Annotated in this window: 20 protein-coding genes; 7 read left to right on the top strand and 13 right to left on the bottom strand. The window is 70.5% G+C overall.

Annotated elements, in window-relative coordinates:
- Position 1 precedes the first annotated feature (1 nt).
- On the bottom strand, positions 2-1,468 hold the full coding sequence (locus tag INT51_RS10505) for an NAD(P)H-quinone dehydrogenase (protein ID WP_193105257.1): 1,467 nt from the start codon (positions 1,466-1,468) through the stop codon (positions 2-4).
- 80 nt (positions 1,469-1,548) lie between these two features.
- On the opposite strand from INT51_RS10505, the gene INT51_RS10500 reads away from it, so the two are divergent.
- Both INT51_RS10500 and INT51_RS10495 read left to right on the top strand, forming a co-directional pair.
- Positions 1,549-2,400, top strand: coding sequence for a purine-nucleoside phosphorylase (locus tag INT51_RS10500; protein WP_193105256.1), 852 nt, complete (start codon positions 1,549-1,551; stop codon positions 2,398-2,400).
- Positions 2,400-4,148, top strand: coding sequence for a phospho-sugar mutase (locus tag INT51_RS10495; protein WP_193105255.1), 1,749 nt, complete (start codon positions 2,400-2,402; stop codon positions 4,146-4,148). The genes INT51_RS10500 and INT51_RS10495 overlap by 1 nt, the downstream gene beginning before the upstream one ends.
- A 67-nt stretch (positions 4,149-4,215) precedes the next feature.
- Here INT51_RS10495 and deoC read toward each other — a convergent pair whose 3' ends face one another.
- The gene (deoC, locus tag INT51_RS10490) at positions 4,216-4,881 is read right to left on the bottom strand and encodes a deoxyribose-phosphate aldolase (protein WP_193105254.1); all 666 of its coding nucleotides are present in this window, start codon (positions 4,879-4,881) and stop codon (positions 4,216-4,218) included.
- Positions 4,882-5,276: 395 nt separating this feature from the next.
- Here deoC and INT51_RS10485 point away from each other — a divergent pair, with 395 nt between their 5' ends.
- The gene (locus INT51_RS10485; protein WP_304502151.1) at positions 5,277-6,338 is read left to right on the top strand and encodes an NUDIX domain-containing protein; all 1,062 of its coding nucleotides are present in this window, start codon (positions 5,277-5,279) and stop codon (positions 6,336-6,338) included.
- A gap of 91 nt (positions 6,339-6,429) precedes the next feature.
- On the opposite strand, the gene INT51_RS10480 is transcribed toward INT51_RS10485, so the two are convergent.
- The 8 genes from INT51_RS10480 to INT51_RS10445 all read right to left on the bottom strand — a co-directional run bounded on the left by INT51_RS10480 (position 6,430) and on the right by INT51_RS10445 (position 16,769).
- Positions 6,430-7,773: a thymidine phosphorylase gene (locus tag INT51_RS10480; RefSeq protein WP_193105253.1), complete on the bottom strand. Its 1,344-nt coding sequence runs from the start codon at positions 7,771-7,773 to the stop codon at positions 6,430-6,432.
- Positions 7,766-8,224: a cytidine deaminase gene (locus tag INT51_RS10475; RefSeq protein ID WP_193105252.1), complete on the bottom strand. Its 459-nt coding sequence runs from the start codon at positions 8,222-8,224 to the stop codon at positions 7,766-7,768. Before INT51_RS10475 ends, INT51_RS10480 begins: the two co-directional genes overlap by 8 nt.
- A gap of 131 nt (positions 8,225-8,355) precedes the next feature.
- Complete coding sequence (locus INT51_RS10470; RefSeq protein WP_193105251.1) at positions 8,356-9,693, bottom strand: ABC transporter permease; 1,338 nt, start codon at positions 9,691-9,693, stop codon at positions 8,356-8,358.
- The gene (locus tag INT51_RS10465) at positions 9,690-11,240 is read right to left on the bottom strand and encodes an ABC transporter permease (protein WP_193105250.1); all 1,551 of its coding nucleotides are present in this window, start codon (positions 11,238-11,240) and stop codon (positions 9,690-9,692) included. The genes INT51_RS10470 and INT51_RS10465 overlap by 4 nt, the downstream gene beginning before the upstream one ends.
- Positions 11,237-12,808, bottom strand: coding sequence for an ABC transporter ATP-binding protein (locus INT51_RS10460; RefSeq protein ID WP_193105249.1), 1,572 nt, complete (start codon positions 12,806-12,808; stop codon positions 11,237-11,239). Before INT51_RS10460 ends, INT51_RS10465 begins: the two co-directional genes overlap by 4 nt.
- 99 nt (positions 12,809-12,907) lie before the next feature.
- A complete protein-coding gene (locus tag INT51_RS10455; protein ID WP_193105248.1) occupies positions 12,908-14,026 on the bottom strand; it encodes a BMP family protein in 1,119 nt (372 codons plus the stop codon).
- A 176-nt stretch (positions 14,027-14,202) separates the two neighbouring features.
- Positions 14,203-15,444 (bottom strand): M20 family metallopeptidase, encoded by a 1,242-nt coding sequence (locus INT51_RS10450; RefSeq protein WP_193105247.1) that lies wholly within the window; start codon positions 15,442-15,444, stop codon positions 14,203-14,205.
- Between the two features lie 95 nt (positions 15,445-15,539).
- Complete coding sequence (locus INT51_RS10445; protein ID WP_193105246.1) at positions 15,540-16,769, bottom strand: mannose-1-phosphate guanylyltransferase; 1,230 nt, start codon at positions 16,767-16,769, stop codon at positions 15,540-15,542.
- A 277-nt stretch (positions 16,770-17,046) separates the two neighbouring features.
- Here INT51_RS10445 and sdhC point away from each other — a divergent pair, with 277 nt between their 5' ends.
- The 4 genes from sdhC (at position 17,047) to INT51_RS10425 (ending at position 20,511) form a co-directional block, all read left to right on the top strand.
- Positions 17,047-17,424 carry a succinate dehydrogenase, cytochrome b556 subunit gene (gene sdhC / locus INT51_RS10440; protein WP_193105245.1) on the top strand — a complete coding sequence of 126 codons (378 nt, stop codon included), beginning with the start codon at positions 17,047-17,049 and terminating at the stop codon, positions 17,422-17,424.
- A gap of 2 nt (positions 17,425-17,426) precedes the next feature.
- Positions 17,427-17,885 carry a succinate dehydrogenase, hydrophobic membrane anchor protein gene (gene sdhD, locus INT51_RS10435; protein WP_193105244.1) on the top strand — a complete coding sequence of 153 codons (459 nt, stop codon included), beginning with the start codon at positions 17,427-17,429 and terminating at the stop codon, positions 17,883-17,885.
- A gap of 80 nt (positions 17,886-17,965) precedes the next feature.
- The gene (gene sdhA / locus INT51_RS10430; protein ID WP_193105243.1) at positions 17,966-19,741 is read left to right on the top strand and encodes a succinate dehydrogenase flavoprotein subunit; all 1,776 of its coding nucleotides are present in this window, start codon (positions 17,966-17,968) and stop codon (positions 19,739-19,741) included.
- Positions 19,741-20,511: a succinate dehydrogenase iron-sulfur subunit gene (locus INT51_RS10425; protein ID WP_193105242.1), complete on the top strand. Its 771-nt coding sequence runs from the start codon at positions 19,741-19,743 to the stop codon at positions 20,509-20,511. Before sdhA ends, INT51_RS10425 begins: the two co-directional genes overlap by 1 nt.
- Before the next feature lie 103 nt (positions 20,512-20,614).
- Here INT51_RS10425 and INT51_RS10420 read toward each other — a convergent pair whose 3' ends face one another.
- The 3 genes from INT51_RS10420 to INT51_RS10410 all read right to left on the bottom strand — a co-directional run bounded on the left by INT51_RS10420 (position 20,615) and on the right by INT51_RS10410 (position 23,414).
- The gene (locus INT51_RS10420) at positions 20,615-21,487 is read right to left on the bottom strand and encodes an alpha/beta fold hydrolase (protein ID WP_193105241.1); all 873 of its coding nucleotides are present in this window, start codon (positions 21,485-21,487) and stop codon (positions 20,615-20,617) included.
- 209 nt (positions 21,488-21,696) lie between these two features.
- The gene (locus INT51_RS10415; protein ID WP_193105240.1) at positions 21,697-22,518 is read right to left on the bottom strand and encodes an exodeoxyribonuclease III; all 822 of its coding nucleotides are present in this window, start codon (positions 22,516-22,518) and stop codon (positions 21,697-21,699) included.
- A complete protein-coding gene (locus INT51_RS10410) occupies positions 22,515-23,414 on the bottom strand; it encodes a bifunctional methylenetetrahydrofolate dehydrogenase/methenyltetrahydrofolate cyclohydrolase (RefSeq protein ID WP_193105239.1) in 900 nt (299 codons plus the stop codon). The genes INT51_RS10415 and INT51_RS10410 overlap by 4 nt, the downstream gene beginning before the upstream one ends.
- Positions 23,415-23,493: the final 79 nt, after the last annotated feature.

The following is a 23,493-nucleotide window of genomic DNA, read 5'->3' as shown; positions in this document are numbered from 1 at the left end:
GTCAGTCGCCGAGGGAGGTCGTCAGCCGCCTGGCCACCTCGGCGAGCGACCCGGTGAGCGAGGGGTAGACCGTGAACGTCCCGGCGACCTGCTCGGCCGTGAGCCGATGCGCGACGGCGAGCGTGTAGGGCAGGATCAGCTCGCTCGCCCGAGGCGAGACGACGACCGCGCCGATCACCGTGTGGGAGCCGGGGCGCACGATGAGCTTCACGAAGCCCTCGATCAGGCCCTGCATCTTCGCCCGCGGATTGGTCTCCAGCGGCAGCGCCAGCACCTCGCCGGAGATGGTGCCGTCGGCCACGTCCTGCTCGCTCACCCCGACCACGGCGATCTCGGGGCTCGTGAACACGGCTGAGGAGACCTGCGCGGAGATCAGCGGGGAGACGGCATCGCCGAGGGCGTGATGCATGGCGATGCGGCCCTGCATCGCCGCGACCGACGCCAGCGGGTGCACGCCGGTGCAGTCGCCGGCGGCGTAGATGCCGCGCACGGACGTGCGCGAGACGCGGTCGGTGTCGATGTGGCCGCTGTCCGTGACCCGCACGCCGGCCTCCTCCAGTCCGAGGTCGAGGGTCGACGGGATCCCGCCCAGGGCCATCAGGGTGTGGCTGCCGGCGATCTCCTCGCCCGAGGTGAGGGTGACGACGACCCCGTCCCCCTCGTGACGCGCCGTCGCGGCCCGGGTCCGGGAGCGGACCGTGACCCCGCGACGGGAGAAGGCGTGCTCGAGCACGTCGGCGGCGTCCGCGTCGGTGCCTGGGAGCACCTTCTCGCGGGAGGAAACCAGGGTGACCTCGCTCCCCAGGGCCCGGTAGGCGCTCGCGAACTCGGCACCGGTCACCCCGGAGCCGACGACGATCAGGTGCTTCGGCAGGCTCTCCAGCGCGTACAGCTGGGTCCAGTTCAGGATGCGCTGCCCATCGCACGGCGCCGTCTCCAGCTCGCGGGGCCGGGCCCCGACGGCCAGCAGGGTCACGTCGGCGTCGACGGTGTCCGTCACGGAGCCGGCGTGGTCCACCACCTCGACGCGGGAGGGGCCGGTGAGGCGACCTCGTCCATCGAGGATCTCCACCCCCGCCGCGAGCAGGCTCTTGCGGATGTCGTCGGACTGCGCGGTCGCGAGTCGCTGCACCCTCTGGTTGACCGCGGCGAGGTCGACGTTCAGGGTGCCTGTGCCAGGGGCGGAACCGTCGTCGGCGTTGCGGATGCCCAGCTCCTGGGAGCCCGCGACCTGGTCGAGCACGTCGGCGGTGGCGATCAGGGTCTTGGACGGGACCACATCGGTCAGCACGGCAGCGCCGCCGATGCCCCGTTCCTCGATCAGCACGGTCTGCGCGCCGTGGCGGGCCGCAGTCAGCGCGGCCTCGTATCCCCCAGGCCCGCCGCCGATGATCACGACCCGCGAGCGGTCGCCCGCGCGGGCGACGCGATGGGGGTCCGACGGCAGGGCGGTGCTGGGATCGCTCACTCCTCCATTGTGGCCCACCACGCCGGGACACCGGACCGTTTCGCGGGCGCGGATCAGCCCTGCTGCGCTACCTTCGAGCCATGACTGAAACCGTCTCGGACCCGTACCTGCTCGCCCGCGATGCCGCCGCCGCGATCGCCGAGGCCAGCGGTGTCGCCTCCCACGATCTCGCCCTGGTGCTGGGCTCCGGGTGGGCCGGCGCCGCCGATCTGCTCGGCGAGACCCTGTGGCAGGCGGACGCCACCACCATCCCCGGCTTCCGACCCCCGGCCGTCGCCGGCCATGTGGGCACGCTCCGCTCGATCCGCGTCCACGGCAGCGGGGCCCGCGCGCTGGTCCTCGGTGCCCGTACCCACTTCTACGAAGGCGCCGGTGTCGACGCCGTCGTGCACGGCGTGCGCACCGCCGCCGCCACCGGGGCACGCACCATGGTCCTGACCAACGGCTGCGGAGGCATCGATCCCTCCTGGGCCCCCGGCACCCCCGTGCTGATCTCCGACCAGATCAACTTCACCGGCGCCACTCCGCTGGTGGGCGCCAACTTCGTCGACCTCACCGATCTGTACACCCCGGCGCTGCGGGACATCGCGAGAGAGGTCGACCCCTCGCTGGACGAGGGCGTGTACATGCAGTTCCAGGGGCCGACGTACGAGACCCCCGCCGAGGTGCAGATGGCCAGGACCATCGGCGCGCACCTGGTCGGCATGTCCACCGCGCTCGAGGCGATCGCCGCCCGCGAGGCCGGGTTGGACGTCCTGGGCATCTCGCTGGTCACCAACCTCGCCGCGGGAATCAGCGCGCTGCCCCTCAGCCACGCCGAGGTCCTCGAGGCAGGCCGCGACGCGGGCCCGCGGATCTCGGCACTCCTGGCCGAGACCGTTCGCCGACTCACCGGCGGGGCCCCGTCGGCCGCCGCCCAGGAGCAGGCGTGATGGCCCCGGACGGTCCCCCCGCCGCCGACGGGCCCCGCCTCGATCCGGATCTGCGGACGCGCGCCGAGGCGTGGCTCGCGGACGATCCTGATCCGGCGACCGGTTCCGCGCTGACCTCGCTGCTGGAGCGGTCCCGCACCGCCGGCGATCCGGCCATCGAGGAGATCGCCGACGCGTTCTGCGGGGATCTGGAGTTCGGCACCGCCGGGCTGCGCGGGCGCATGGGCCCGGGGCCGAACCGGATGAACCTCGCCGTGGTCTCCCGCGCCGCTCGCGGCCTCGCCGATCACCTGCTCGGCGACCTCGGGCTGAAGGATCCGCTCGTGGTGATCGGGTACGACGCCCGCTACAACTCGCAGGAGTTCGCACATCGCTCCGCGGCGATCATGACGGCTGCCGGCTGTCGTGTGCAGCTGCTCGAGCGCTTCGGCCCGACCCCGCTGGTGGCCTTCGGCGTGCGCCACCTCGACGCCGAGGCCGGCATCGTCGTCACCGCCTCCCACAACCCGCCGGCGGACAACGGGTACAAGGTGTACCTCGGCGGTCGCGCCGCGCAGCCCGACGGGCAGGGCGTCCAGATCGTGCCGCCGTCGGACGGGCAGATCGCCGCGCGCATCGCCGCCGTCGGCCCGGTGCGGGACATCCCGGTCGCCGACTCGGGCTGGGATCTGCTGGGCGAACAGCTGCGCGAGGACTACCTCGAGGCGATCTGCGCGCTGCCTGATCCTGACGGGCCCCGCGACGTGCGGATCGTGCACACCGCGATGCATGGCGTCGGCACCGAGACGGCGCTGGCGGCGCTGCACCGCACCGGCTTCGTCGAGGTCCACACGGTCGCCAAGCAGGCCGATCCGGACCCGGACTTCCCCACCGTCGCGTTCCCGAACCCCGAGGAGCCCGGCGCGATCGATCTGGCGCTCGAGCTGGCCCGCACCGTCGAGGCCGATGTCGTGATCGCCAACGATCCCGACGCCGACCGCTGCGCCGCCGCCGTGCTCGACCCGCACCGCGATGGCTGGCGCATGCTCACCGGTGACGAGCTCGGCGTGCTGCTCGGTGACCACCTGATCCGCCGGCACGGGTACCGCGGCGTGCTCGCCCGCTCGATCGTCTCCAGCCGATGGCTGGCTCGGGTCGCCGAAGAGGCAGGGGTGGACTCCGCGGCCACGCTGACCGGTTTCAAGTGGATCTCCCGGGCTCCGGGCATCGCCTTCGGCTACGAGGAGGCGATCGGCTACTGCGTGCTGCCCGAGGTGGTGCGGGACAAGGACGGCCTGTCGGCGGCGCTGATGGTCGCGGAGATGGCTGCGCTCGCGAAGGCCGAGGGCACCACGCTGATCGGGCGGCTCGACGAGCTCGCCGCGGCGCATGGCCTGTACGCGACTTCGCAGCTGTCGATCCGGGTGGAGGACCTCGCCCTGATCCCCTCGATGATGCAGCAGCTGCGCAGCGCCCCGCCGTCCCAGCTGCTCGGCTCCGCCGTGACCACGAATCAGGATCTCTCGCAGGGTTCGGTGGAGACCACAGGCCTGCCGCCGACCGAGGGGGTGCTGCTGCTCAGCCAGGACGACACCCGGGTCGTGGTGCGCCCCTCCGGCACCGAACCCAAGCTCAAGTGCTACCTCGAAGTGGTCCAGAACGTTCCCGCGGGAACGCCGTCAGCGGAGATGTCGGTACTTCGCCGGCGCGCCGACGAGCGCCTCGAGACGCTGAAGGGCGAGCTGCGCGTGGTGCTCGGACAGGCCTGACCCCGCCCGATCCGCGGTGCGCGCCGATGGCTCGTGCGCGCACCGCAGACGGGTTCCGGGAGGAAGCTCAGTACCCGGTGCCGGTCTCTCCGTCGAGGATGGCGCGGGAGGAGGACAGGCCCAGTCGGCTGGCGCCTGCGGCAACCATGGCCTCCGCGGCCTCGCGGGTACGGATCCCGCCGGACGCCTTCACGCCGAGGCGATCACCGACGGTGCTGCGCATCAGCTGCACGGCGTGCTCGGAGGCCCCTCCAGCGGGGTGGAAGCCGGTGGAGGTCTTCACGAAGTCGGCGCCGGCGCGCTCGGCGGCCTCGCACACGGCGATGATCTGCTCATCGGTGAGGGCAGCGGACTCGATGATCACCTTCAGCACCACGGGCCGCGGCGCGGCCTCGCGCACGCCGCGGATCTCGTCCTCGACGGCGGTGAACTCGCCCGCACGGGCCAGGCCGACGTTGAGGACCATGTCGACCTCGTCGGCGCCCTTGGCCACGGAGTCGGCGGCCTCGGCGGCCTTCACCGACGGGGCGTGCTGGCCGGAGGGGAACCCGCAGACGGTCGCCACCTTGACCGTGGTCTCCACCGGCAGCATCGAGGGTGAGACGCACACGGAGTAGGTGCCGAGCGCTTCGGCCTCGCGCAGGAGGGCGGTGACGTCCTCCTGCATAGCCTCTGGCTTCAGGAGCGTGTGGTCGATGAGTGCGGCGAGCTGGTCGCGGTCGAAAGTCGTCATGGGCTGATCCTGGCAGACCCGACTCCCCCTCCGCATCCACCCCGGCGACGATCGCGTCACGAAGCCGTCTCCGCCCATCACCCGGGCTCGGGTCCGCCATGATCAGCCGGCATGCAGGCCCTGCCACGACGGTTCCTCCCCAGCCCCTCGCCCCGCTCCTCGGCGATGCCACTTGTGGACTCTTGGTGATGCTCGCGGATTTCGATCAACGCGAAGGCGTGGGCTGGTCCACCGGGCTGGAACCGTCCTCGTGCAGATCGAAGTGCCGCCACCACGGGCGGAGCGGGTGTCGATCTGGCCGACTGCGTCCAGATGCTCTGCCAGAGCGTGAGCGGCCTCGCCGCCCAGCAGGACACCCGCCACGGGAGGCGGCGCAGCGCCTAGAATCGACGCTCGTGACTCGACCTGGAACCCTTTCCCGTCCGCCGCGGCGCATCGTCCTGCTCGCCGGTCCCTCGGGCAGCGGCAAGGGCGTGATGTCGCGTCGCTCGGGACTGCCGGTCCTGGGCCTGGACGAGTTCTACCGGGACCAGGACGATCCCGGTCTGCCACGGCGCTTCGGCATCGTGGACTGGGACGATCCGGCCTCCTGGAATGCCGGCGCGGCCCTCGAAGCGCTGACGGCGCTCGCCCACGACGGCGCCGCCGAGGTTCCCATCTACTCGATCTCGCAGTCGCGCCGCACGGGCCGTGCCCGTCTCGACGCCGGCGACGCCCCGCTGATCATCGCCGAGGGCATCTTCGCCGCCGAGCTGATCGCCCCCTTGGCGGCCGCCGGGCTCCTGGCCGACGCGATCGTCCTGCACCGCCCCACACCGGTCGTGTTCGGCCTGCGACTCCTGCGCGATCTCCGGGAGAGCCGCAAGCCCCCGCTGACGCTCCTGCGCCGTGGATGGGGCCTGGCCCGGGACCAGCGCGCCGATATCGACGGCTGGATCCGCGCCGGGATGCGCCCGGAAGGACTCCATGCCGGGACCCGCTGGCTGCACCGCCTCACTGCCCTCGCCGAGGCCGAGTCTCGTCACCGCATCCCGGGCCAGATGGGCGACGTCCTGCGGATCACGGCCGTGAGCTTCCTGCGCGATGGTCCGGGCGGCGCTGAGCTGCTCGCCGTGCGCAAGCGCGGCACGGGATCTTACATGCAGGTCGGGGGCAAGCTAGAGCCTGGCGAGTCCGCCCTGGAAGCGGCCTTGCGCGAGGTCGACGAGGAGATCGGCGTGCAGTTGGACCCCGCCGGCCTCGACCTGCTCGGCGAGTTCGAGGCGGTCGCGGCGAACGAGCCGGACACCACGGTCCGCTCCACGGTGTTCGTCTGCCGCACTCCTCTGCCCGAGCCCCTGACCGTGCGCGCCGAGCTCGCCGATCATCGCTGGTTCCGGATTCAGGACCCGGGCAGCGGCACCCGGTTGGCACCGCTGATGGTGCAGCACATCCTGCCGGCGCTGCGCGAGCTCTGATCGACCATCGCTCGACGCGAGTAGGCACACACAGCGGCGGAGGCGTTCCCGGGGGAACGCCTCCGCCGCGTTCGTACCGGTCGGCGTCGTCTCAGCCGATGCGGTCCAGCACGATCCTCCGCTCCGGCACCGCGGTGCCGGGCTCGGCGAGCGTCCACGACCCCTCGATCGCCTCGACGGCCCGGCCCATGCGCTCCGGCGTGTCCGTGTGCAGTCGTGCCAGGACGTCACCGGCCTTCACGACATCCCCGATGTGTGCGGCGAGCTCCACGCCGGCGGCGGCCTGCACGGCCTCCCCCGGGCGGGAGCGACCCGCGCCGAGGCGCCACGCGGCGACGCCCACGCCCATGGCGTCCAGTCCGGTCACCACGCCGTCCTGGCTCGCCCGGAACTCCTCGACGTGCTTCGCGACCGGGAGCGGCGCATCGACGTCACCGCCCTGGGCGGAGATCATCGCGCGCCAGGTGTCCATGGCACGGCCATCGGCGAGCGCAGCTTCGACATCGGCGTCGTGGACCCCGGCGGCGGCGAGCATCTCGCGGGCCAGGGCGCAGGTCAGTTCGACGATGTCCGCCGGGCCGCCACCGGCGAGCACCTCGAGGGACTCTCGCACCTCGAGCCCGTTGCCGGCGGTGCGGCCCAGCGGCGCGGACATGTCGGTCAGCAGCGCGACCGTGTGCACGCCCGCGTCGGTGCCGAGCTCGACCATGGTGCGGGCCAGCTCGCGCGCGTCGGCCTCGTCCTTCATGAAGGCGCCGGCGCCGGTCTTGACATCCAGGGTCAGCGCCGCGGTGCCCTCGGCGATCTTCTTGGACATGATCGAGCTGGCGATCAGCGGGATCGCCTCGACGGTTCCGGTGACGTCGCGCAGGGCGTAGAGCTTCTTGTCGGCCGGGGCGAGGCCGGAGCCGGCAGCGCAGATGACCGCGCCGGCATCCTCGAGCTGGGCCATCATCTCGGCGCCGGTGAGGTCGGCGCGCCAGCCGGGGATCGCCTCTAGCTTGTCGAGGGTGCCGCCGGTGTGGCCGAGCCCGCGGCCGGACAGCTGCGGGACCGCGACCCCGTAGCTGGCGACCAGCGGGGCCAGCGGCAGGGTGATCTTGTCGCCGACGCCTCCGGTGGAGTGCTTGTCGGTGGTGCGCTTGGACAGCGCGTCGAAGTTCATCCGCTCACCGCTGTCGATCATCGCGTGCGTCCAGCGGGCGATCTCGCCGCGCTCCATGCCGCGCAGGTAGATGGCCATGGCCAGCGCCGCCATCTGCTCCTCGGCGACGACGCCGCGGGTATAGGCGTCGATCACCCAGTCGATCTGTCCGTCCTCCAGCGCCCCACCGTCTCGCTTGGTGCGGATGACGTCGACGACGTCATAGGGCTCGACGACTCCGGTGCTCCCACCGTTCTCAGCGTTCTCAGCGTTCTCAGCGTTCTCAGTCATGGCGTCGCTTCTCCTCGATGTCGTTCGGTCCGAAAGCCTGTGGCAGCACCGTGTCCATCCCCTGCACGCCGAGCGGCGTGAGGATCTGCAGGCCCGGGGCGGCGTGCTCGGAGAGCAGCTGGCGGCAGCGCCCACAGGGCATGATGGCCTCGCCGTGGCCGTTCACGCAGGCGAAAGCCGTGAGCTTCCCGCCGCCACCGGCGATGAGCTCGCTGATCAGTCCGCATTCGGCGCACAGGGTCACGCCGTACCCGGCGTTCTCCACGTTGCAGCCGGAGACGATGCGTCCGTCGTCGACGAGAGCGGCGGCCCCCACCGGATAGTGGGAGTAGGGAGCGTAGGCGCGCGACGCGAGGTCCCGCGCCACGTCGAGCAGTTGTCCGAAGGGCTCCTCGATGCGGTGGTCGCGTACCTGCCCGTTCTCCGGGATCGGGACGGCTGGTCCTGCCATGGTTCCTCCTGGTCGCTCGCGGCGGTGCGGATGCTCGGCGCGCGAGCTCGATGCCTGTGCTCGGAGCCCTTGCTCGGTGCGGGTCCAGCCTGGCACAGCGGCGCGACGCAGGAGGGCCGGCCCCGCACCGGTCACTGCTTGACGTACGGGGTTCCGTTGGCCGCGGGGACGCGCACGCGCCCGACGACACCGGCGACGGCGAACAGGGCGACCACGTACGGGAGCATGAGCAGGAAGTCTCCGGGGATGGCCACCCCGCCCTCGGCGGCGGAGGTGGTGCCCAGGCGCAGCTGCAGGGAGTCCGCGAAGGCGAAGGTGAGCGCCGCGAGCAGGGCGCCGATCGGGTGGTAACGGCCCAGGATCATCGCGGCCAGCGCGATATAGCCCTTGCCGGCGGACATCTCCTCGCCGAAGGCGACACCGGTGCCGATGGTCAGGGTCGCACCGCCGAGGCCCGCGACCGCGGAGCCCAGCAGCACGTTGATCCAGCGGGTGCGGTTCACGGCGATGCCGACGGTGTCCGCGGCGCGGGGATGCTCTCCGACGGCGCGCACACGCAGCCCCCACCGGGTGCGGAACAGGGCGACGGTGAGCACGGCGACGATGATCCACATCAGGTAGACCAGGACGTTCTGCTCGAACAGCACGCGGCCGATGACGGGGATGTCCGCGAGCACCGGGATACGCAGCGTGGGCAGGCGCATCGGCGAGTTGAACATGCCCGGGTTCTGCCGCATCACGGTGCCGAAGAAGAAGGAGGTGATGCCGATGGCGAGCACGTTCAGCACCACGCCGACGATGATCTGCTGGACCCGATAGCCGACAGCGAACAGGGCCAGCAGTGCCCCCATCACCAGGGCCATGACGGGCGCGGCGAGCAGACCGACCCAGGCGCTCCCGGCGAGGGAGCCGACCAGGGCCGCTCCGAAGGCGCCGAACAGCAGCTGGCCCTCGATGGCGATGTTGATGACGCCGGAGCGTTCGGACAGCACCCCGGACAGGGCACCGAAGGCGAGCGGCACGGCAAGGGCCAAGGTCCCCTGCAGCAGCGTGGCCACGTCCAGGGCGCGCTCGGAGATCACCCACGTCATGAACGCGAGGATCCAGGCGGCGGCGAACACCGCGATCAGGGAGATGCGCGCAGCCGGGCGCGGCCGGGCGACGCGGGCATGGAGCACCCATAGACCCGCCGAGGCGACGAGCGCGATCACGGCGAGGGCGATCGCGGTGCCGATCGAGGGGACCGTGATCTGCTCCGGGACGATGCCCAGGGGGTTCAGATCACCGTCACGCGCCAGGGCGAAGGAGGACTCGGCGCCGGGGATCCCGCGCAGACCGAACAGCACGAGCGCGACCGCGCCGAGCACCGTCGTGGTGGCGGGCAGGTGCCACCAGCTGTCGGGCCGGACGTCGGCGACCTTCTTCTGGATCTCGGAGTCGTCGGCGACGACGGCGGATGCGGTGGTCATCGCTCGTCTCCCTTCGCGTCGGTGGGGTCGTCTGCGTCGGTGGCTGCGTCCGTCGCGGCGCCGGATGGGGATCCGGCGGCCGGGGGTGGCGCCCCCGGATCCTGCGCGGCCACCTCGGCCGACGGGATCGCCGACGGATCAGTCGCAGGATCGGCCTCGGTCTGAGTACCGGCCGACGAGCTCTGGGTGGCACCGGATGTCGCACGCTGGGCGCGGAGCACGCGGGCACCGGCGCCGGGATGATCGACGCGGCGCAGTCCGATCAGGGTGCGCACGAGCGGCGGAGCCGCGATGAACAGCACGACGAGGACCTGGATGACCTGCACGAGGTCCAGCGGGACGCCCTGGTTGGTCTCCATGAAACGCCCGCCGGTGGAGAGCGCCGCGAACAGCAGACCGGCCAGGACGATGCCCACAGGGCCGGAGCGGCCCAGCAGCGCGACGGTGATCGCGTCGAATCCGATGCTGCCGGCCACACCTTCGGTGAGCCGCTTCTCGGTACCCAGCACGTGGACGGCGCCGGCGAGGCCCACCAGCGCCCCGGCGACGGCCATCACCAGGAAGGCGGTGCGGGAGGGCGAGATACCGGCGACCTGGGCGGCACGCGAGTTGGAGCCGACGGCGCGGAACTGGAAGCCCAGGGTGGAGCGGCTCATGAGCCACCACAGCACCACGGCGGCGCCGGCCGCGAGGAACAGGCCGGCGTGCAGCCGGAAGCCCGAACCCAGCAGGGAGGGCAGGATGGCGGAGTCCGAGACCGATGGTGAGGTCGGCTGGGACTGGTTGGCGCCGGTGAAGGCCGCCGTCTTCAGGGCGAAGAACAGCAGGTAGGTCGCGATCCAGTTCAGCATGATGGTGCTGATGACCTCGTTGGCCCCGAAGCGGGCTTTAAGGAAGCCGGCGATGCCGCCCCAGACTGCGCCGGCGAGCAGACCGCCGAGCAGCGCGATCAGCAGGTGCACGACGATCGGGAGGTCCCAGGTGAACCCGATGTACCCGGCGGCCATGGCGCCCACGATGAGCTGACCGGTGCCGCCGATGTTGAACAGGCCGGCGCGGAAGCTGACCGCCATGCCGGCAGCGGCGATGATCAGCGGGGTGGCGACGGTGAGGGTCTCCGTGAGCGGGCGCAGTCCGGTCGCCAGCGCCGGGAAGAGCACGTAGGTGCCGGAGCCGCCGGCCGCGCGCAGGTCCTCGACGATCCGGGAGAAGCCGGGGCCGTCGAACACGGCGCCGCGGAACATGGCCCCGTAGGCCTGGGTGACCGATTGCCAGATGGCGGTGAGCGCATCGGAGGGGCGATCGAAGAAGTAGCCGAGCGTCTCGCGCACCTCCTCGTCGGCGATGATGATCAGCACGGACCCGACCAGGAAGGCGAAGACGAAGCTCATCACCACCACGAGCAGGTCGCCGCGGGCGATCTTCTGCAGCATCTGGGCGAAGCGGGCCTCGGCCTGCTCCTCGGGTGGTGGCGGGGTCCCGGTGCTCCCGGACCCGACTCCCGGAGCGGATCCGGTGCTCCCAGGATCGGCGACGGCGGTGCTCATACGATCTCTCCTTCGTCGGCGAGCTGCGAGTCGGTCGTCCGGGCACCCGCCGCCACGGCCTCACGAGCAGCCTCGGCGGTGTAGCCGGCCATCATCAGCCCCAGCACGTCACGGTCCTCGTCGCCGGGGACGATCCCGAGGATCGCGCCGCGATACATCACCGCGATGCGGTCGGCGAGCTGGACGACCTCGTCGAGCTCGGTGGAGACGATGACCACCGGCGTCCCCTTGTCTCGCTCGTCGAGCAGCCGCCGGTGCAGGAACTCGATGGAGCCGACGTCGACGCCGCGGGTGGGCTGGGAGGCGATCAGCAGCGCGAGCTCCCGGTTCAGAGCGCGAGCCATCACGACCTTCTGCTGGTTGCCGCCGGACAGGGTCGACACCGCCGAGACGGCAGATTCGGTGCGCACGTCGAACTCGGGGATGAGCTTCTCGGCGTTCTCGCGCACCGCCTTCGGGCTCATCGCGAGGGCGGTGCCGAAGGGGGCGCGGTCGTGCTGGTCCAGCACGAGGTTCTCCGCGACGGTGAAGTCGGGCACCAGGGCGTCGTGGGTGCGGTCCTCGGGGACGAAGCCGACGCCCGCGTCGAGGACCTGCTTGGTGCTGCGGCCGACGAGCTCGCGGCTCTCGAGCCGTGCGGAGCCGTGCACGGTCTCCTGCAGGCCCAGCAGGGCTTCGGAGAGCTCCGTCTGGCCGTTGCCCTGCACCCCGGCGATCGCGAGCACCTCGCCGTGGCGGACCTCGAAGGAGACTCCGTCGAGCGTGCGGATACCGGCTGCGTCGGTGACCTGCAGGTCCGTGACCTGGAGGGCGATCTCGCCGAGGGTCGCCTCCGCCTTGTCCTGAGCGAGGGAGACCTGGCGGCCCACCATGAGTCCTGCGAGATCCGCCTGGTCGGCCGACGGATCTGCCTGGCCGACGACCGTGCCGCGTCGGATCACGGTGATGCGGTCGGAGACCGCTTTGACCTCGCGCAGCTTGTGGGTGATGAACACGATCGAGGTGCCCTCGTCGCGCAGCTGCCTCATGATCGCCATCAGCTCATCGGTCTCCTGCGGGGTGAGCACGGCGGTGGGCTCATCGAGCACGAGCACCTCGGCGCTCCGGCTGAGGGCCTTGATGATCTCCACGCGCTGCTGCGCGCCGACGGGGAGGTTCTCGACCAGAGCGTCGGGGTCCAGGTCGAAGCCGAAGCGGGCGGAGATCTCCCGCACCAGAGTTCGGGCCGCGCCGAGGTCGAGCAGGCCGCCCCGGGTGGGCTCGTGCCCGAGCACCATGTTCTCGGCGACCGTGAAGACGGGCACCAGCATGAAGTGCTGGTGGACCATCCCGATGCCGGCGGCCATCGCGTCCCCCGGATCCGAGAAGGAGACCGCAGCGCCATCGATCACGATCTCGCCGCCGTCGGGCCGGTACAGCCCGTACAGCACGTTCATCAGGGTCGACTTGCCGGCCCCGTTCTCCCCCAGCAGGGAATGGATCTCCCCGGGTTCGACGACCAGGTCGATGGCGTCATTGGCCACGAAGGACCCGAAGGTCTTCGTGATCCCGCGCAGTTCGAGCTTCACGGTTCTCGCTTCCGTCGGCAGCGGCCGATATCGTCGGCCGGGCGGTCAAGAGAGGCGGCCCCTGCCCTGGTGGGGCGGGGGCCGCCTGGAGTCAGCGGATCAGGATCCCTCGGGGGACGCCTCGGACTCGACGGTGACCCTGCCGTCGATGATGTCCTGCTTGAGGGTCTCGAGCTCGGTCGTGAGCTCCTCGGGGACCTCATCCTCGAAGTCGTGGAACGGGGCCAGGCCCACGCCGCCGTTCTCGAGGGTGCCGACGTAGGGCTCGGCATCGAACTCGTCGCCGGCGGCACCGGCGATGACGTCCTCGACCGCGGTGGACATCTCCTTCATGACGGAGGTGAGGATGACCGACTGGGCGTCCTCGTCGCTCGCGTTGGTCTCGTAGCCGTCGGCGTCGACCCAGATCACGGTGCGGTCCTCGCCCTCCTTGGCGGAGGCGAGGGTGCCGGCGCCCACGGGGCCGGCGACCGGCATGATGATGTCCGCACCGGCGTTGTAGAACTCGTCGGAGACGGCCTTGCCCTTGGACTGGTCCTCGAAGGTGCCCACGATGGAGCCCTCCTGGGTGTCCTTGTTCCAGCCGAGGACCTGGACATCGTCGCCCTTGGTCTCGTTGTAGTGCGCCACGCCGTCGACGTAGCCGTCCATGAAGATGGTGACGGTCGGGATGTTCACGCCGCCGTAGGTGGCGACCTTGCCGGTCTCGGACATGCCCGCGGCGAGGTAGCCGGCCAGGAATGCGGCCTCGGAGGTGTTGAACTCGAGGGGCTTGACGTTGCCCAGCTCGATCGGATTGCCGTCGGCGTCCTGAGCGGTGGAGTCGACGATCGCGAAGTCGGTGTCCTCGTTGGCCTGGGCGGCGGCGCCGGTGGCCGGGGCCAGCAGGAAGCCGACGGTGATGACGAGGTCGCAGCCCTCGGTGACCATGTTGTTGATGTTCGGGGCGAAGTCGGAGACGCTCGTGGACTCGGCGGTCTGCTTCTCGATGCCGAGGTTCTCCTCGGCGGCCAGCAGACCGTTGTAGCTGGACTCGTTGAAGGACTTGTCGTCCCAGCCACCGGCGTCGGAGACCATGCAGGCCTTGTAGTCGCTGGAGGCGCCGCCGCCGTCGCTGCCGTTCCCGCCGCCGCCAGCGGTCTCGGGGGCATTTCCGCAGGCTGCGAGGGTGAGGACGCCGGCCCCCGTCAGGGCGAGCGCGCGGGTGAAGCTCTTCATGGGGGTTCCTCCGGTGGAGATGCAGGGCCGATCGGGCCTCGAGGTGTCGGGGGCAACAGCGTTGTCGCGCTCCGACTCGGACCTTAGCCCCGCGCGGGCAACTCCGGTGGCGCCCTTCGACGCTGGGAATGAACCGTTATGCAATCGACGCGGATGTCTCCACCGCGTATTGGAGGTCAGGAGGCGACGAGGTCGCGCTGCACGCAGGCGCTGGCGAGCACCGAGGCGCCGATGCCGATGGCCCGTTCGTCGATCATGAGGTCCCCCATGTGGAGGTCGTAGGTGCGCCCGCCGGGGGTGCGGGTGCCCAGTCGGGCCAGAGCGCCGGGGACCTTCTCGAGGTACCAGGCGAAGTCCTCGCCGCCCAGGGACTGCGCCGTGGGATCGAGGTTCTCGTGGCCCAGCACGCTGGTCACGGCCGCGGCGAGCACGTTCACGCTGGTCGGGGCGTTGGAGACCGGAGGAACGCCGCGATCGTGGGTCACGCGTGCCTCGACGCCCCAGGGGCGTACCAGGTCTGCGAGCACGGATTCGAGCAGTTCCTCGGCCCGATCCCAGGCCTCGTGGTCCAGGCAGCGCAGTGTGCCCTCGAGGGTGCCGCTGCTGGGAATCGCGTTGAAGGCCGAACCAGCATGGATGCTGCCCCAGGTGAGGTTCACGCCGGAGCGGGGGTCCATGCGTCGGGTCAGCGCTGCGGGCAGCTGGGTCGCGATGGAACCGAGCGCGTAGACGAGGTCCTGGGTGAGGTGAGGGCGGGAGGTGTGGCCGCCGGCGCCGCGCACCTGGATCTTGACCGGGTCGGTGGCCGAGGTGATCGGGCCGGACTTGAGCCCGATATGGCCGACGTCGACGCCGGGGTCGCAGTGCAGCGCGAGGATCGAATCCACCCCGTCCAGCACGCCCTGTCCGATCAGGTCCAGGGCGCCGCAGGGGTGCATCTCCTCCGAGGGCTGGAACACCAGGCGGACGCCGCGCTGCAGGGCGCCGGCGTCGGCCACGCGGACCAGCGCTGTCGCGGCGCCGAGCACGGCACTCATGTGCACGTCGTGACCGCAGGCGTGGGAGATCCCCTCGACCCTCGAGCGGAAGGACACCGTCGACAGCTCCGGGATGCCCAGGGCATCCATGTCGGCGCGCAGCGCGATCGGTGCGAGCGTCGGATCACTGCCGGGGATGTCGCAGATCGCGCCGGTGCTGGCCATGCGCCGCGGCCTCAGGCCGAGAGCCTTCAGGCGCTCGACGACGAAGTCGGTGGTGGCATGCTCCTGCTGGGAGAGCTCGGGATGCCGGTGGAGATGCCGGCGCACCTCGCGCATGTCCTGCGCCTGGTCCGCGAGGGTGCGCGCGATGAGGCCGTCGGGCCCCAGCATCGACCGTTGCTGCGGCGTCCCCAGCAGCACCTGCTGTGCCTGCTCCACCTGTGCACTCCCCTGTTCGCCGTGAAGCCGCCGTGCCCCTCGGGCCGACAGCATGACCGTCACGCGCGGTGGCCTCGGGCGCGAGCGGGCCGACGTCAGAGAAGGCGGCCGCGTCCCTGCTCGTCGAGTCGGGCGACGAGCCCGGTCAGGGCCTGGGCCTGTTCGTCGGCGAGCACCAGAAGCACATCCTCGGTATCGACGATGCTGATGCCGCGCAGCCCGACCAGGGCGATGTGGCGATCGGTGGAACCGTACACCGTCGCCGTGGAGCCGATGGCATCGACCGCCGAGGATCCCAGCACCCGAACATCCGAGGGATCGGACCCCTCGGAACCGCCCGGCGCGGCAGGAGCCGAGGACCCGGGCCCACCATCTCGCAGCTGGCGCGCGAGCGCCTCGAAGTCACCCACGTCGTCCCAGTCGAACGACGCCGGGACGACGGCCACCTTGCCGTCGGCGGCGAGCGGCTCGGCCAGGGCGTGGTCGATCGCGATGCTGGTCAGCCGGGGCCAGGTCGCCGCGAGGACGCGGTCGTAGTCCGCGGTCCCGTGCGCGGCGGCGATCTCCCGCGCCCCTGCCGCCAGAGCTGGGATCTGCGCGGCGAGCTCGTCGAGCAGCACCTGGGCCCGCACGACGAACATGCCGGCGTTCCAGAAGAAGGACCCCTGGGCCAGGAACTGCTCTGCCCTCTCGCGGTCGGGCTTCTCCACGAAGCGGGACACCGGGCGGGCGCCGGTGGCGCGCAGCGCTGCCAGGGCACGCGGGTCCACGTCGACTCCCCCGCCCTCCTGGATGTACCCGAAGCCCGTCGCGGGATAGGTGGGCTCGATGCCGAGGGTGACCAGGTAGCCGAGCTCGGCGGCGCGCCGCGCAGCTGTCACGGTCGCCGCGAAGGCCGCGTGGTCGCCGATCAGATGGTCGGCCGCGAAGGAGCCGATCACGGCGTCGGGATCATCGCGTTCGACGAGAGCTGCGGCCAGAGCGATCGCCGGCATGGAATTGCGCGGCGTCGGCTCGGCGAGGATCCGTACGGGCTCGCTCGGTGCTCCGGGCTGCGCAGACGGACCGGAGAGAGCGGACAGCGCCGTGACAGCGGGGAGGGTTCTCATCTGATCCCTGACCGCGACCGCGTGGTCGACCCCGGTGACCACGATCGGCGGGCGATCCGCGAACGGCGCGAGCCGGTCCACGGTCTGCTGCAGCAGCGAGGCGCCGCTGCCGGTGAGGTCCAGCAGGAACTTCGGTCTGCTACGGCGTGAGAGCGGCCACAGTCGCGTGCCGGCACCGCCGGCAGGGATCACGGGGACGAAGGGAGCCTGGGGCATATGGCCAGCGTATCCGTGCCCTGAAGCGTGCCGCGCGGGGCGTCCCAGGCGCGCCAGCGGGCACGGCAAGATGCGCAGAACCTGCACGTCATGGTGCTAGGCTGGCTCTGCCCCAGTCGGGGGCGATGATGATGTCGCCGTGTCGTGAAACGGTCGTCCACAGGGCGTCCCGAGCGCCGCGAAGGTCGTCCGGGTCCAGCCTGGAACCCGCGCGCCCCACCTCAGCGGCGATGCATCCCGCTACCCGGCGTCATCCCGTCGCTTCTGGAGGATCTCCGTGGCATCAGCCCAATCCGGGACGCTCTATCGCGGTCGCGAGGGCATGTGGTCCTGGGTCGCACATCGCATCTCAGGAATGCTCATCTTCCTGTTCCTGCTCGTGCACGTCCTGGACACCGCACTGGTGCGCGTGTCCCCGGAGGCGTACAACGAGGTGATCGGGCACTACAAGACCATCGTGTTCGGCCTCGGCGAGATCGGTCTGGTCGGCGCGATCATGTTCCACGCCCTGAACGGTCTGCGGATCATCCTCGTGGACTTCTGGTCCCAAGGCACCAAGCACCACCGCAGCATGTTCTGGGGAGTCGTCATCCTCTGGGTCGTCCTGATGGTCGGCTTCGTCCCCCGCCAACTCATGCACATGTTCGGAGCCTGATCATGAGCGCACAGTCCGCACCCTCGATCCCCGACCCCACGACCCGCTACCGTCGCACCGGTCAGCGAGGCCTCAACTCCGAGATGCTGTCCTGGCTCTTCATGCGCGTCTCCGGCGTCCTGCTCGTGATCCTCGTCTTCGGTCACCTCTTCGTGAACCTCTGGCTCGGCGAAGGCGTCAAGGGCATCGACTTCGCCTTCGTCGGCGGCAAGTGGGCCTCCCCGTTCTGGCAGGTCTGGGACCTGCTCATGCTGTGGCTGGGCCTCATCCACGGCGGCAACGGCGTGCGCACGATCATCAATGACTACGCGCGCAGCTCGACGCTGCGGTTGACCCTCAAGGGCCTGCTGTACTTCGCGGTCGTCGTCACGATCGTCCTGGGCACCCTGGTGATCTTCACCTTCGACCCGTGCCCCGTCGGCGCCGAGCCGAGCCTGCTGCCCTCGTTCTGCGAAGGCTGACGCCCCACCCCGGGAGCCGGCCCGTCCGGCTCCCGACAACGTATTTCCCGGTCGACCCCGAAACGGAGCAGTCACCAGACATGCAGACCCATAACTACGACGTGGTCATCGTCGGTGCCGGCGGCGCCGGCATGCGCGCGGCCCTGGAATCCTCCAAGAATTCCCGCACCGCAGTCGTCACCAAGCTGTATCCCACGCGCTCCCACACCGGCGCGGCTCAGGGCGGCATGTGCGCCGCCCTCGCCAACGTCGAGGAGGACAACTGGGAGTGGCACACGTACGACACCGTCAAGGGCGGCGACTACCTGGTGGACCAGGACGCCGCCGAGGTCATGGCCAAGGAGGCCATCGACGCGGTGCTCGACCTGGAGAAGATGGGCCTGCCCTTCAACCGCACGCCCGAGGGTCGTATCGACCAGCGCCGCTTCGGCGGGCACACCCGTGAGCACGGCGAAGCGCCCGTGCGCCGTGCCTGCTACGCCGCGGACCGCACCGGCCACATGATCCTCCAGACCCTCTACCAGAACTGCGTGAAGCAGCAGGTGGAGTTCTTCAACGAGTACTACGTGCTCGACATCCTCATGACCGGCGACCCCCGCAGCGACGAGGGCGTCCGCGCCTCCGGTGTGGTCACCTACGAGCTGGCCACCGGAGAGATCCACATCTTCCGGGCGAAGTCCGTGGTGTTCGCCTCCGGCGGCTTCGGCAAGATCTTCAAGACCACCTCCAACGCCCATACCCTCACCGGTGATGGACCGGCCATGGCCTTCCGCCGCGGCATCCCGCTGGAGGACATGGAGTTCTTCCAGTTCCACCCCACCGGCCTCGCAGGCCTGGGCATCCTCCTGTCGGAGGCCGCCCGCGGTGAGGGCGCGATCCTGCGCAACAGCAACATGGAGCGCTTCATGGAGCGCTATGCCCCGACGTTGAAGGACCTCGCCCCGCGCGATGTGGTCGCCCGCGCCATGGCCAACGAGGTGCGCGAAGGCCGGGGCTGCGGCCCGAAGAAGGACTACGTCTACCTCGACCTCACCCACCTCGAGCCGGCGCACATCGATGCCAAGCTCCCGGACATCACCGAATTCGCCCGCACCTACCTCGGGGTGGAGCCGTACACGGAGCCGGTGCCCGTCTTCCCGACCGCGCACTACGGCATGGGCGGCATCCCCACCAACATCCGCGGTGAGGTGCTGCGCAATGCGACCGACGTGATCCCCGGCCTGTACGCCGCCGGTGAGACCGCCTGCGTGTCCGTGCACGGCGGCAACCGTCTGGGCACCAACTCGCTGCTGGACATCAACGTGTTCGGCCGCCGCGCCGGCATCGCCGCCGCGGAGCACGCCGAGACCGTGGAGCTCGCCGAGCTGCCCGCGGGCCTCGAGACCCCGACCGTCGAGCTGCTCGAGCGGCTGCGCGATCGTCCCGCGACCGAGGATCGCATCGCGGATATCCGCCTCGAGCTGCAGGAGGTCATGGACGCCAACGTCCAGGTGTTCCGCACCGACGAGACCTGCCGCATCGCTCTTGCGAAGATCGTGGAGCTCAAGAAGCGCTACGAGACCGTCGCCATCCAGGACAAGGGCAAGCGCTACAACCTGGATCTGATGGAGGCCGTCGAGCTCGGCTTCCTGCTCGATCTGGCAGAGATCGTGGCCCTCGGTGCGCTGAACCGCAAGGAGTCCCGCGGCGGCCACTTCCGTGAGGATCACGAGAAGCGTGACGACGTCAACTACCTGAAGCACACGATGGCCTACCGCACCCTGGAGGGTGAGGAAGGCGAAGAGGGCACCTCGATCCGACTCGGGACCAAGCCCGTCGTGATCACCCGCTACGAGCCGAAGGAGCGCACGTTCTGATGACTGCCGTCGCTGAGAAGTCCCAGGCCGAGTCCCCGAAGGCGGGCGCCGAGGAGATTCCCTTCTTCGACGTCACGCTGCGCATCGCGCGCTTCAACCCGGAGGACGACCAGGGAACCCACTGGGAGGACTTCACCGTCACCATGCACGGCACCGACCGTGTGCTGGACGCGATGCACGAGGTCAAGTGGCACCAGGACGGTTCGCTGACCTTCCGTCGCTCCTGCGCGCACGGTGTGTGCGGCTCGGACGCGATGCGGATCAACGGCCGCAATCGCCTGGCCTGCAAGACACTGCTGAAGGACCTCGACATCAACAAGCCGATCACCGTCGAGCCCATCAAGGGCCTGCCGGTGGAGAAGGATCTGATCGTCGACATGGAGCCGTTCTTCGACTCCTACAAGGAGGTCATGCCGTTCCTGGTGGCCAAGGGCCAGGAACCCAGCAAGGAGCGCCTGCAGTCCGCCGAGGAGCGCGAGCGCTTCGACGACACCACCAAGTGCATCCTGTGCGCGGCGTGCACCTCCTCCTGCCCCGTGTTCTGGACCGACGGCCAGTACTTCGGCCCGGCAGCCATCGTCAATGCGCACCGCTTCATCTTCGACTCGCGCGATGACGCCGGTGAGCAGCGTCTGGAGATCCTGAACTCCAAGGAGGGCGTGTGGCGCTGCCGCACCACCTTCAACTGCACCGAGGCCTGCCCCCGCGGCATCCAGGTGACCAAGGCGATCGCCGAGGTGAAGCAGGCCGTGATCCGCGGTCGCGTCTGAGCCCGACCCTGTCAGGCGCCCGGCCCAGCGGCCGTCGCGCCACCCCCTTGGTGAGCGTGGGACTCCTCCGGAGCACTCGGAGAGGTCCCACGCTCACTCTGTGTCAGCTCCCGTCGGCGAGGACCTCGCGCAGGCGGGCCGCGAACGCTTCGGGCTGCCCGGGGTTCATCGGGTCGAAGGTGTGGAACCCGCCATGGTCGCTGGGGAAGGTCGCGGCCTGCTGTCCCAGCAGTTCGGCGGTGGCTCGCGCAGTGCGTCCGGTGAGGTTCTCCCCCGATTCCTCGCCGACCGCGATCACCACGCGCGTCGAAGCTTCGCGCAGCGCCTCGACATCGGGCACGTACCCGGCGACCTCGACGCTGGCATCGGACAGCAGCGGGTCGTCCCGAGATCCGTCGTCGGCGGTGGGCATGCCGAACTGGGCAGGATCCGGCAGAGGGCGGTTCGCGAACTCCTCGGTGAACTCCCCCTGCCAGGAGACCATGTTGATGAAGGCGGCCATGCCGGCGCCCCAACCTCGCTGCTGGTAGGCCTCGGTGACTGCCGCATCCGCGCGCGCCGCGCCCTCGGCATCCGGCAGCAGCCGGATGAGAGGCGGCTCGTGGGCGACCAGTGTGACGACGTCTTCGGGATGGGCGGTGACCAGGGCGAGGCCGGCGACCGCGCCCCCACTGCTGCCGAAGATCTCGACGGCCCCGCCGAGCTCGCCGATCAGGGCATGCAGATCCTCGGCTTGGGTCTGCGGGCGGTTGTCGTTGCGTCCGTCTGCCCGGGTGCTCTCGCCCAGCCCGCGGGGGTCGTAGGTGACCACCGTGCGATCCGGGAAGTGCGCGGCGAGCTCCGTGAAGCCCTCCGAGGTCATGGGCTGGCCGATCATCAGCAGCACCGGGGAGCCCTCCCCAGCGGGGAGAGGGCCTCGGACGTGGTGGACGATGTTGGCGTCGGGCAGGGCGAGCGTGCGGGTACGGACGTCCATGGGCGTCTCCTCCATCGGAGTACGGGTCCCGGTCCGGAACGAGCCGGTCGCGTTCAGAGTAGACCGCCCGGCGAGCCGAGGGAACAGTCCCGGCGCGGCCTCGACGAGACCCGTCCCCACAGCATCGGCATCCGCGACACCACGAAGCGCGGGACCTCTCCATGACGTCGGAGAGGGCCCACGCTCACCAGTGAACTCGGCTCGCGAGGTCAGGTGTAGGAGATCACCAGGGGTGCGTGATCGGACCAGCGAGTGTCGTAGCTGGGGGCACTGTCCACCTGGGCCGTGGCAGCACGCGCGGCGAGATCCTCGGTGGCGAGCTGGTAGTCGATCCTCCAGCCCGAGTCGTTGTCGAAGGCCTTCCCGCGCTGTGACCACCAGGTGTACGGCCCAGGTCCGTCACCGTGCACGGTGCGGTGCACATCCACGAAGCCCCGCTCCGTGGTGAGGCGGTCCAGGTAGGCGCGCTCCTCGGGCAGGAATCCGGCGGACTTCTTGTTGCCCTTCCAGTTCTTGATGTCCCACTCGGTGTGGGCGATGTTGATATCGCCGGTGAGCACGACGTGGCGCCCATCGGCCCGGAGCTCCTCGAGACGCTCCATCATGACATCGAGGAAAGCGTACTTGTCGATCATGGTCTGCGGCTTCTCGGTGTTGCCCGAGTGCATGTAGCAGGAGATGACGGTGAGCGTGCGCCCGTCGCCGAAGGGATCGGCGAGGTCCACCTCGAGCCAGCGGCCGGTGTGCGCATCCTCGGCCAGGCCCGGGAGCCCGCGACGCACCCCTTCGAGGTCGACGTCCTCGCGGGCGGAGCGCACGGCGATGGCGACGCCCGCGCGGCCCTTGAGCTGCGAGGCCACCGAGGCCACGGACCAGCCCTCACCCACCAGATCGGCGACGAGTTCATCGGGCGCGCGCACCTCCTGCAGCGTGATGACGTCGGCGGGGGTCTCGGCGATCCACTCCGGCATCCCCTTGCGGGCTGCGGCCCGCAGGCCGTTGACGTTGACGGTGGCGATGGTCAGGCTCATGCGTCCTCCTCGATCCCGGCGGCGCGCTCGGCCGCCTCGACGACGTTCTTCATCAGCAGCGCACGGGTCATGGGACCGACGCCGCCGGGGTTCGGGCTGATCCAGTCGGCCACCTCGGCAACGGCCGGGTCGACGTCGCCGACCAGCTTCGCCTTGCCGCCCTCGGGGTCCTCGCGACGCGAGACGCCGACGTCGAGCACGACCGCGCCGGGCTTGACGTCCTCGGGGCGCACCAGGTGGGCGGAGCCTGCGGCGGCCACGATCACGTCCGCGCGCCGCAGCTGGGCCGGGAGGTCCGCCGTACCGGTGTGGCACAGCGTCACCGTCGCGTTGTACTCGCGGCGGGTCAGCAGCGCCCCGATGGAGCGGCCCACGGTGATGCCTCGGCCGACGACCACGACGTCCTTGCCGCGGAAGTCCAGTCCGTGGCGCTCGACGAGCTCGATGACCGCACGCGGGGTGCAGGGCAGTGGGGTGTGGATCGGGGTGTAGGCGTTCAGGACCAGTCGGCCCAGGTTCATGGGGTGGAGGCCGTCGGCATCCTTGTCCGGGTCGATCCGCTCGAGGATCGCGTCGGTGTCGATCTGCTTCGGCAGCGGGAGCTGCACGATGTAGCCGGTGCAGGCCGGGTCGGCATTGAGCTCGTCGACGAGGGCTTCGACGTCGGCCTGGGAGGCGTCGGCAGGCAGATGCTTCTGGATCGAGTGCAGGCCGATCTGCTCGCTGTCGCGGTGCTTGCCCCGCACGTAGGCGGCGCTGCCCGGGTCCTCCCCCACCAGCACGGTGGCCAGCCCGGGTCGCTCGTGCCCGGCCTCCAGGAGCCGCGTCACGCGACCGGTGAGCTCCTCCTTGATCACTGTGGCCGTGGCCTTGCCGTCGAGGATCTGGGCCGTCATGGCGCTCCTTCGTGGGGGTGAGGGGTCGTGGGAACAGCGGTGGGGCCCGGCGTCGAGGTGCCGGGCCCCACCAGATGGA

The organism is Brachybacterium sp. FME24 (assembly GCF_014897705.1).
GTDB lineage: Bacteria > Actinomycetota > Actinomycetes > Actinomycetales > Dermabacteraceae > Brachybacterium.
This window is presented reverse-complemented; position numbering and strand designations above follow the sequence as displayed.

Excerpts from the sequence above, each read along its gene's own strand:
- INT51_RS10465 (WP_193105250.1), bottom strand. The coding sequence starts at position 11,240 with ATGAGCACCGCCGTCGCCGATCCTGGGAGCACCGGATCCGCTCCGGGA.
- INT51_RS10425 (WP_193105242.1), top strand. The coding sequence starts at position 19,741 with ATGACTGCCGTCGCTGAGAAGTCCCAGGCCGAGTCCCCGAAGGCGGGC.
- INT51_RS10475 (WP_193105252.1), bottom strand. The coding sequence starts at position 8,224 with ATGGCAGGACCAGCCGTCCCGATCCCGGAGAACGGGCAGGTACGCGAC.
- INT51_RS10410 (WP_193105239.1), bottom strand. The coding sequence starts at position 23,414 with ATGACGGCCCAGATCCTCGACGGCAAGGCCACGGCCACAGTGATCAAG.
- INT51_RS10495 (WP_193105255.1), top strand. The coding sequence starts at position 2,400 with ATGGCCCCGGACGGTCCCCCCGCCGCCGACGGGCCCCGCCTCGATCCG.
- INT51_RS10500 (WP_193105256.1), top strand. The coding sequence starts at position 1,549 with ATGACTGAAACCGTCTCGGACCCGTACCTGCTCGCCCGCGATGCCGCC.
- INT51_RS10470 (WP_193105251.1), bottom strand. The coding sequence starts at position 9,693 with ATGACCACCGCATCCGCCGTCGTCGCCGACGACTCCGAGATCCAGAAG.
- deoC (WP_193105254.1), bottom strand. The coding sequence starts at position 4,881 with ATGACGACTTTCGACCGCGACCAGCTCGCCGCACTCATCGACCACACG.
- INT51_RS10420 (WP_193105241.1), bottom strand. The coding sequence starts at position 21,487 with ATGGACGTCCGTACCCGCACGCTCGCCCTGCCCGACGCCAACATCGTC.
- INT51_RS10480 (WP_193105253.1), bottom strand. The coding sequence starts at position 7,773 with ATGACTGAGAACGCTGAGAACGCTGAGAACGCTGAGAACGGTGGGAGC.
- sdhD (WP_193105244.1), top strand. The coding sequence starts at position 17,427 with ATGAGCGCACAGTCCGCACCCTCGATCCCCGACCCCACGACCCGCTAC.
- sdhA (WP_193105243.1), top strand. The coding sequence starts at position 17,966 with ATGCAGACCCATAACTACGACGTGGTCATCGTCGGTGCCGGCGGCGCC.
- INT51_RS10455 (WP_193105248.1), bottom strand. The coding sequence starts at position 14,026 with ATGAAGAGCTTCACCCGCGCGCTCGCCCTGACGGGGGCCGGCGTCCTC.
- INT51_RS10445 (WP_193105246.1), bottom strand. The coding sequence starts at position 16,769 with ATGCCCCAGGCTCCCTTCGTCCCCGTGATCCCTGCCGGCGGTGCCGGC.
- INT51_RS10415 (WP_193105240.1), bottom strand. The coding sequence starts at position 22,518 with ATGAGCCTGACCATCGCCACCGTCAACGTCAACGGCCTGCGGGCCGCA.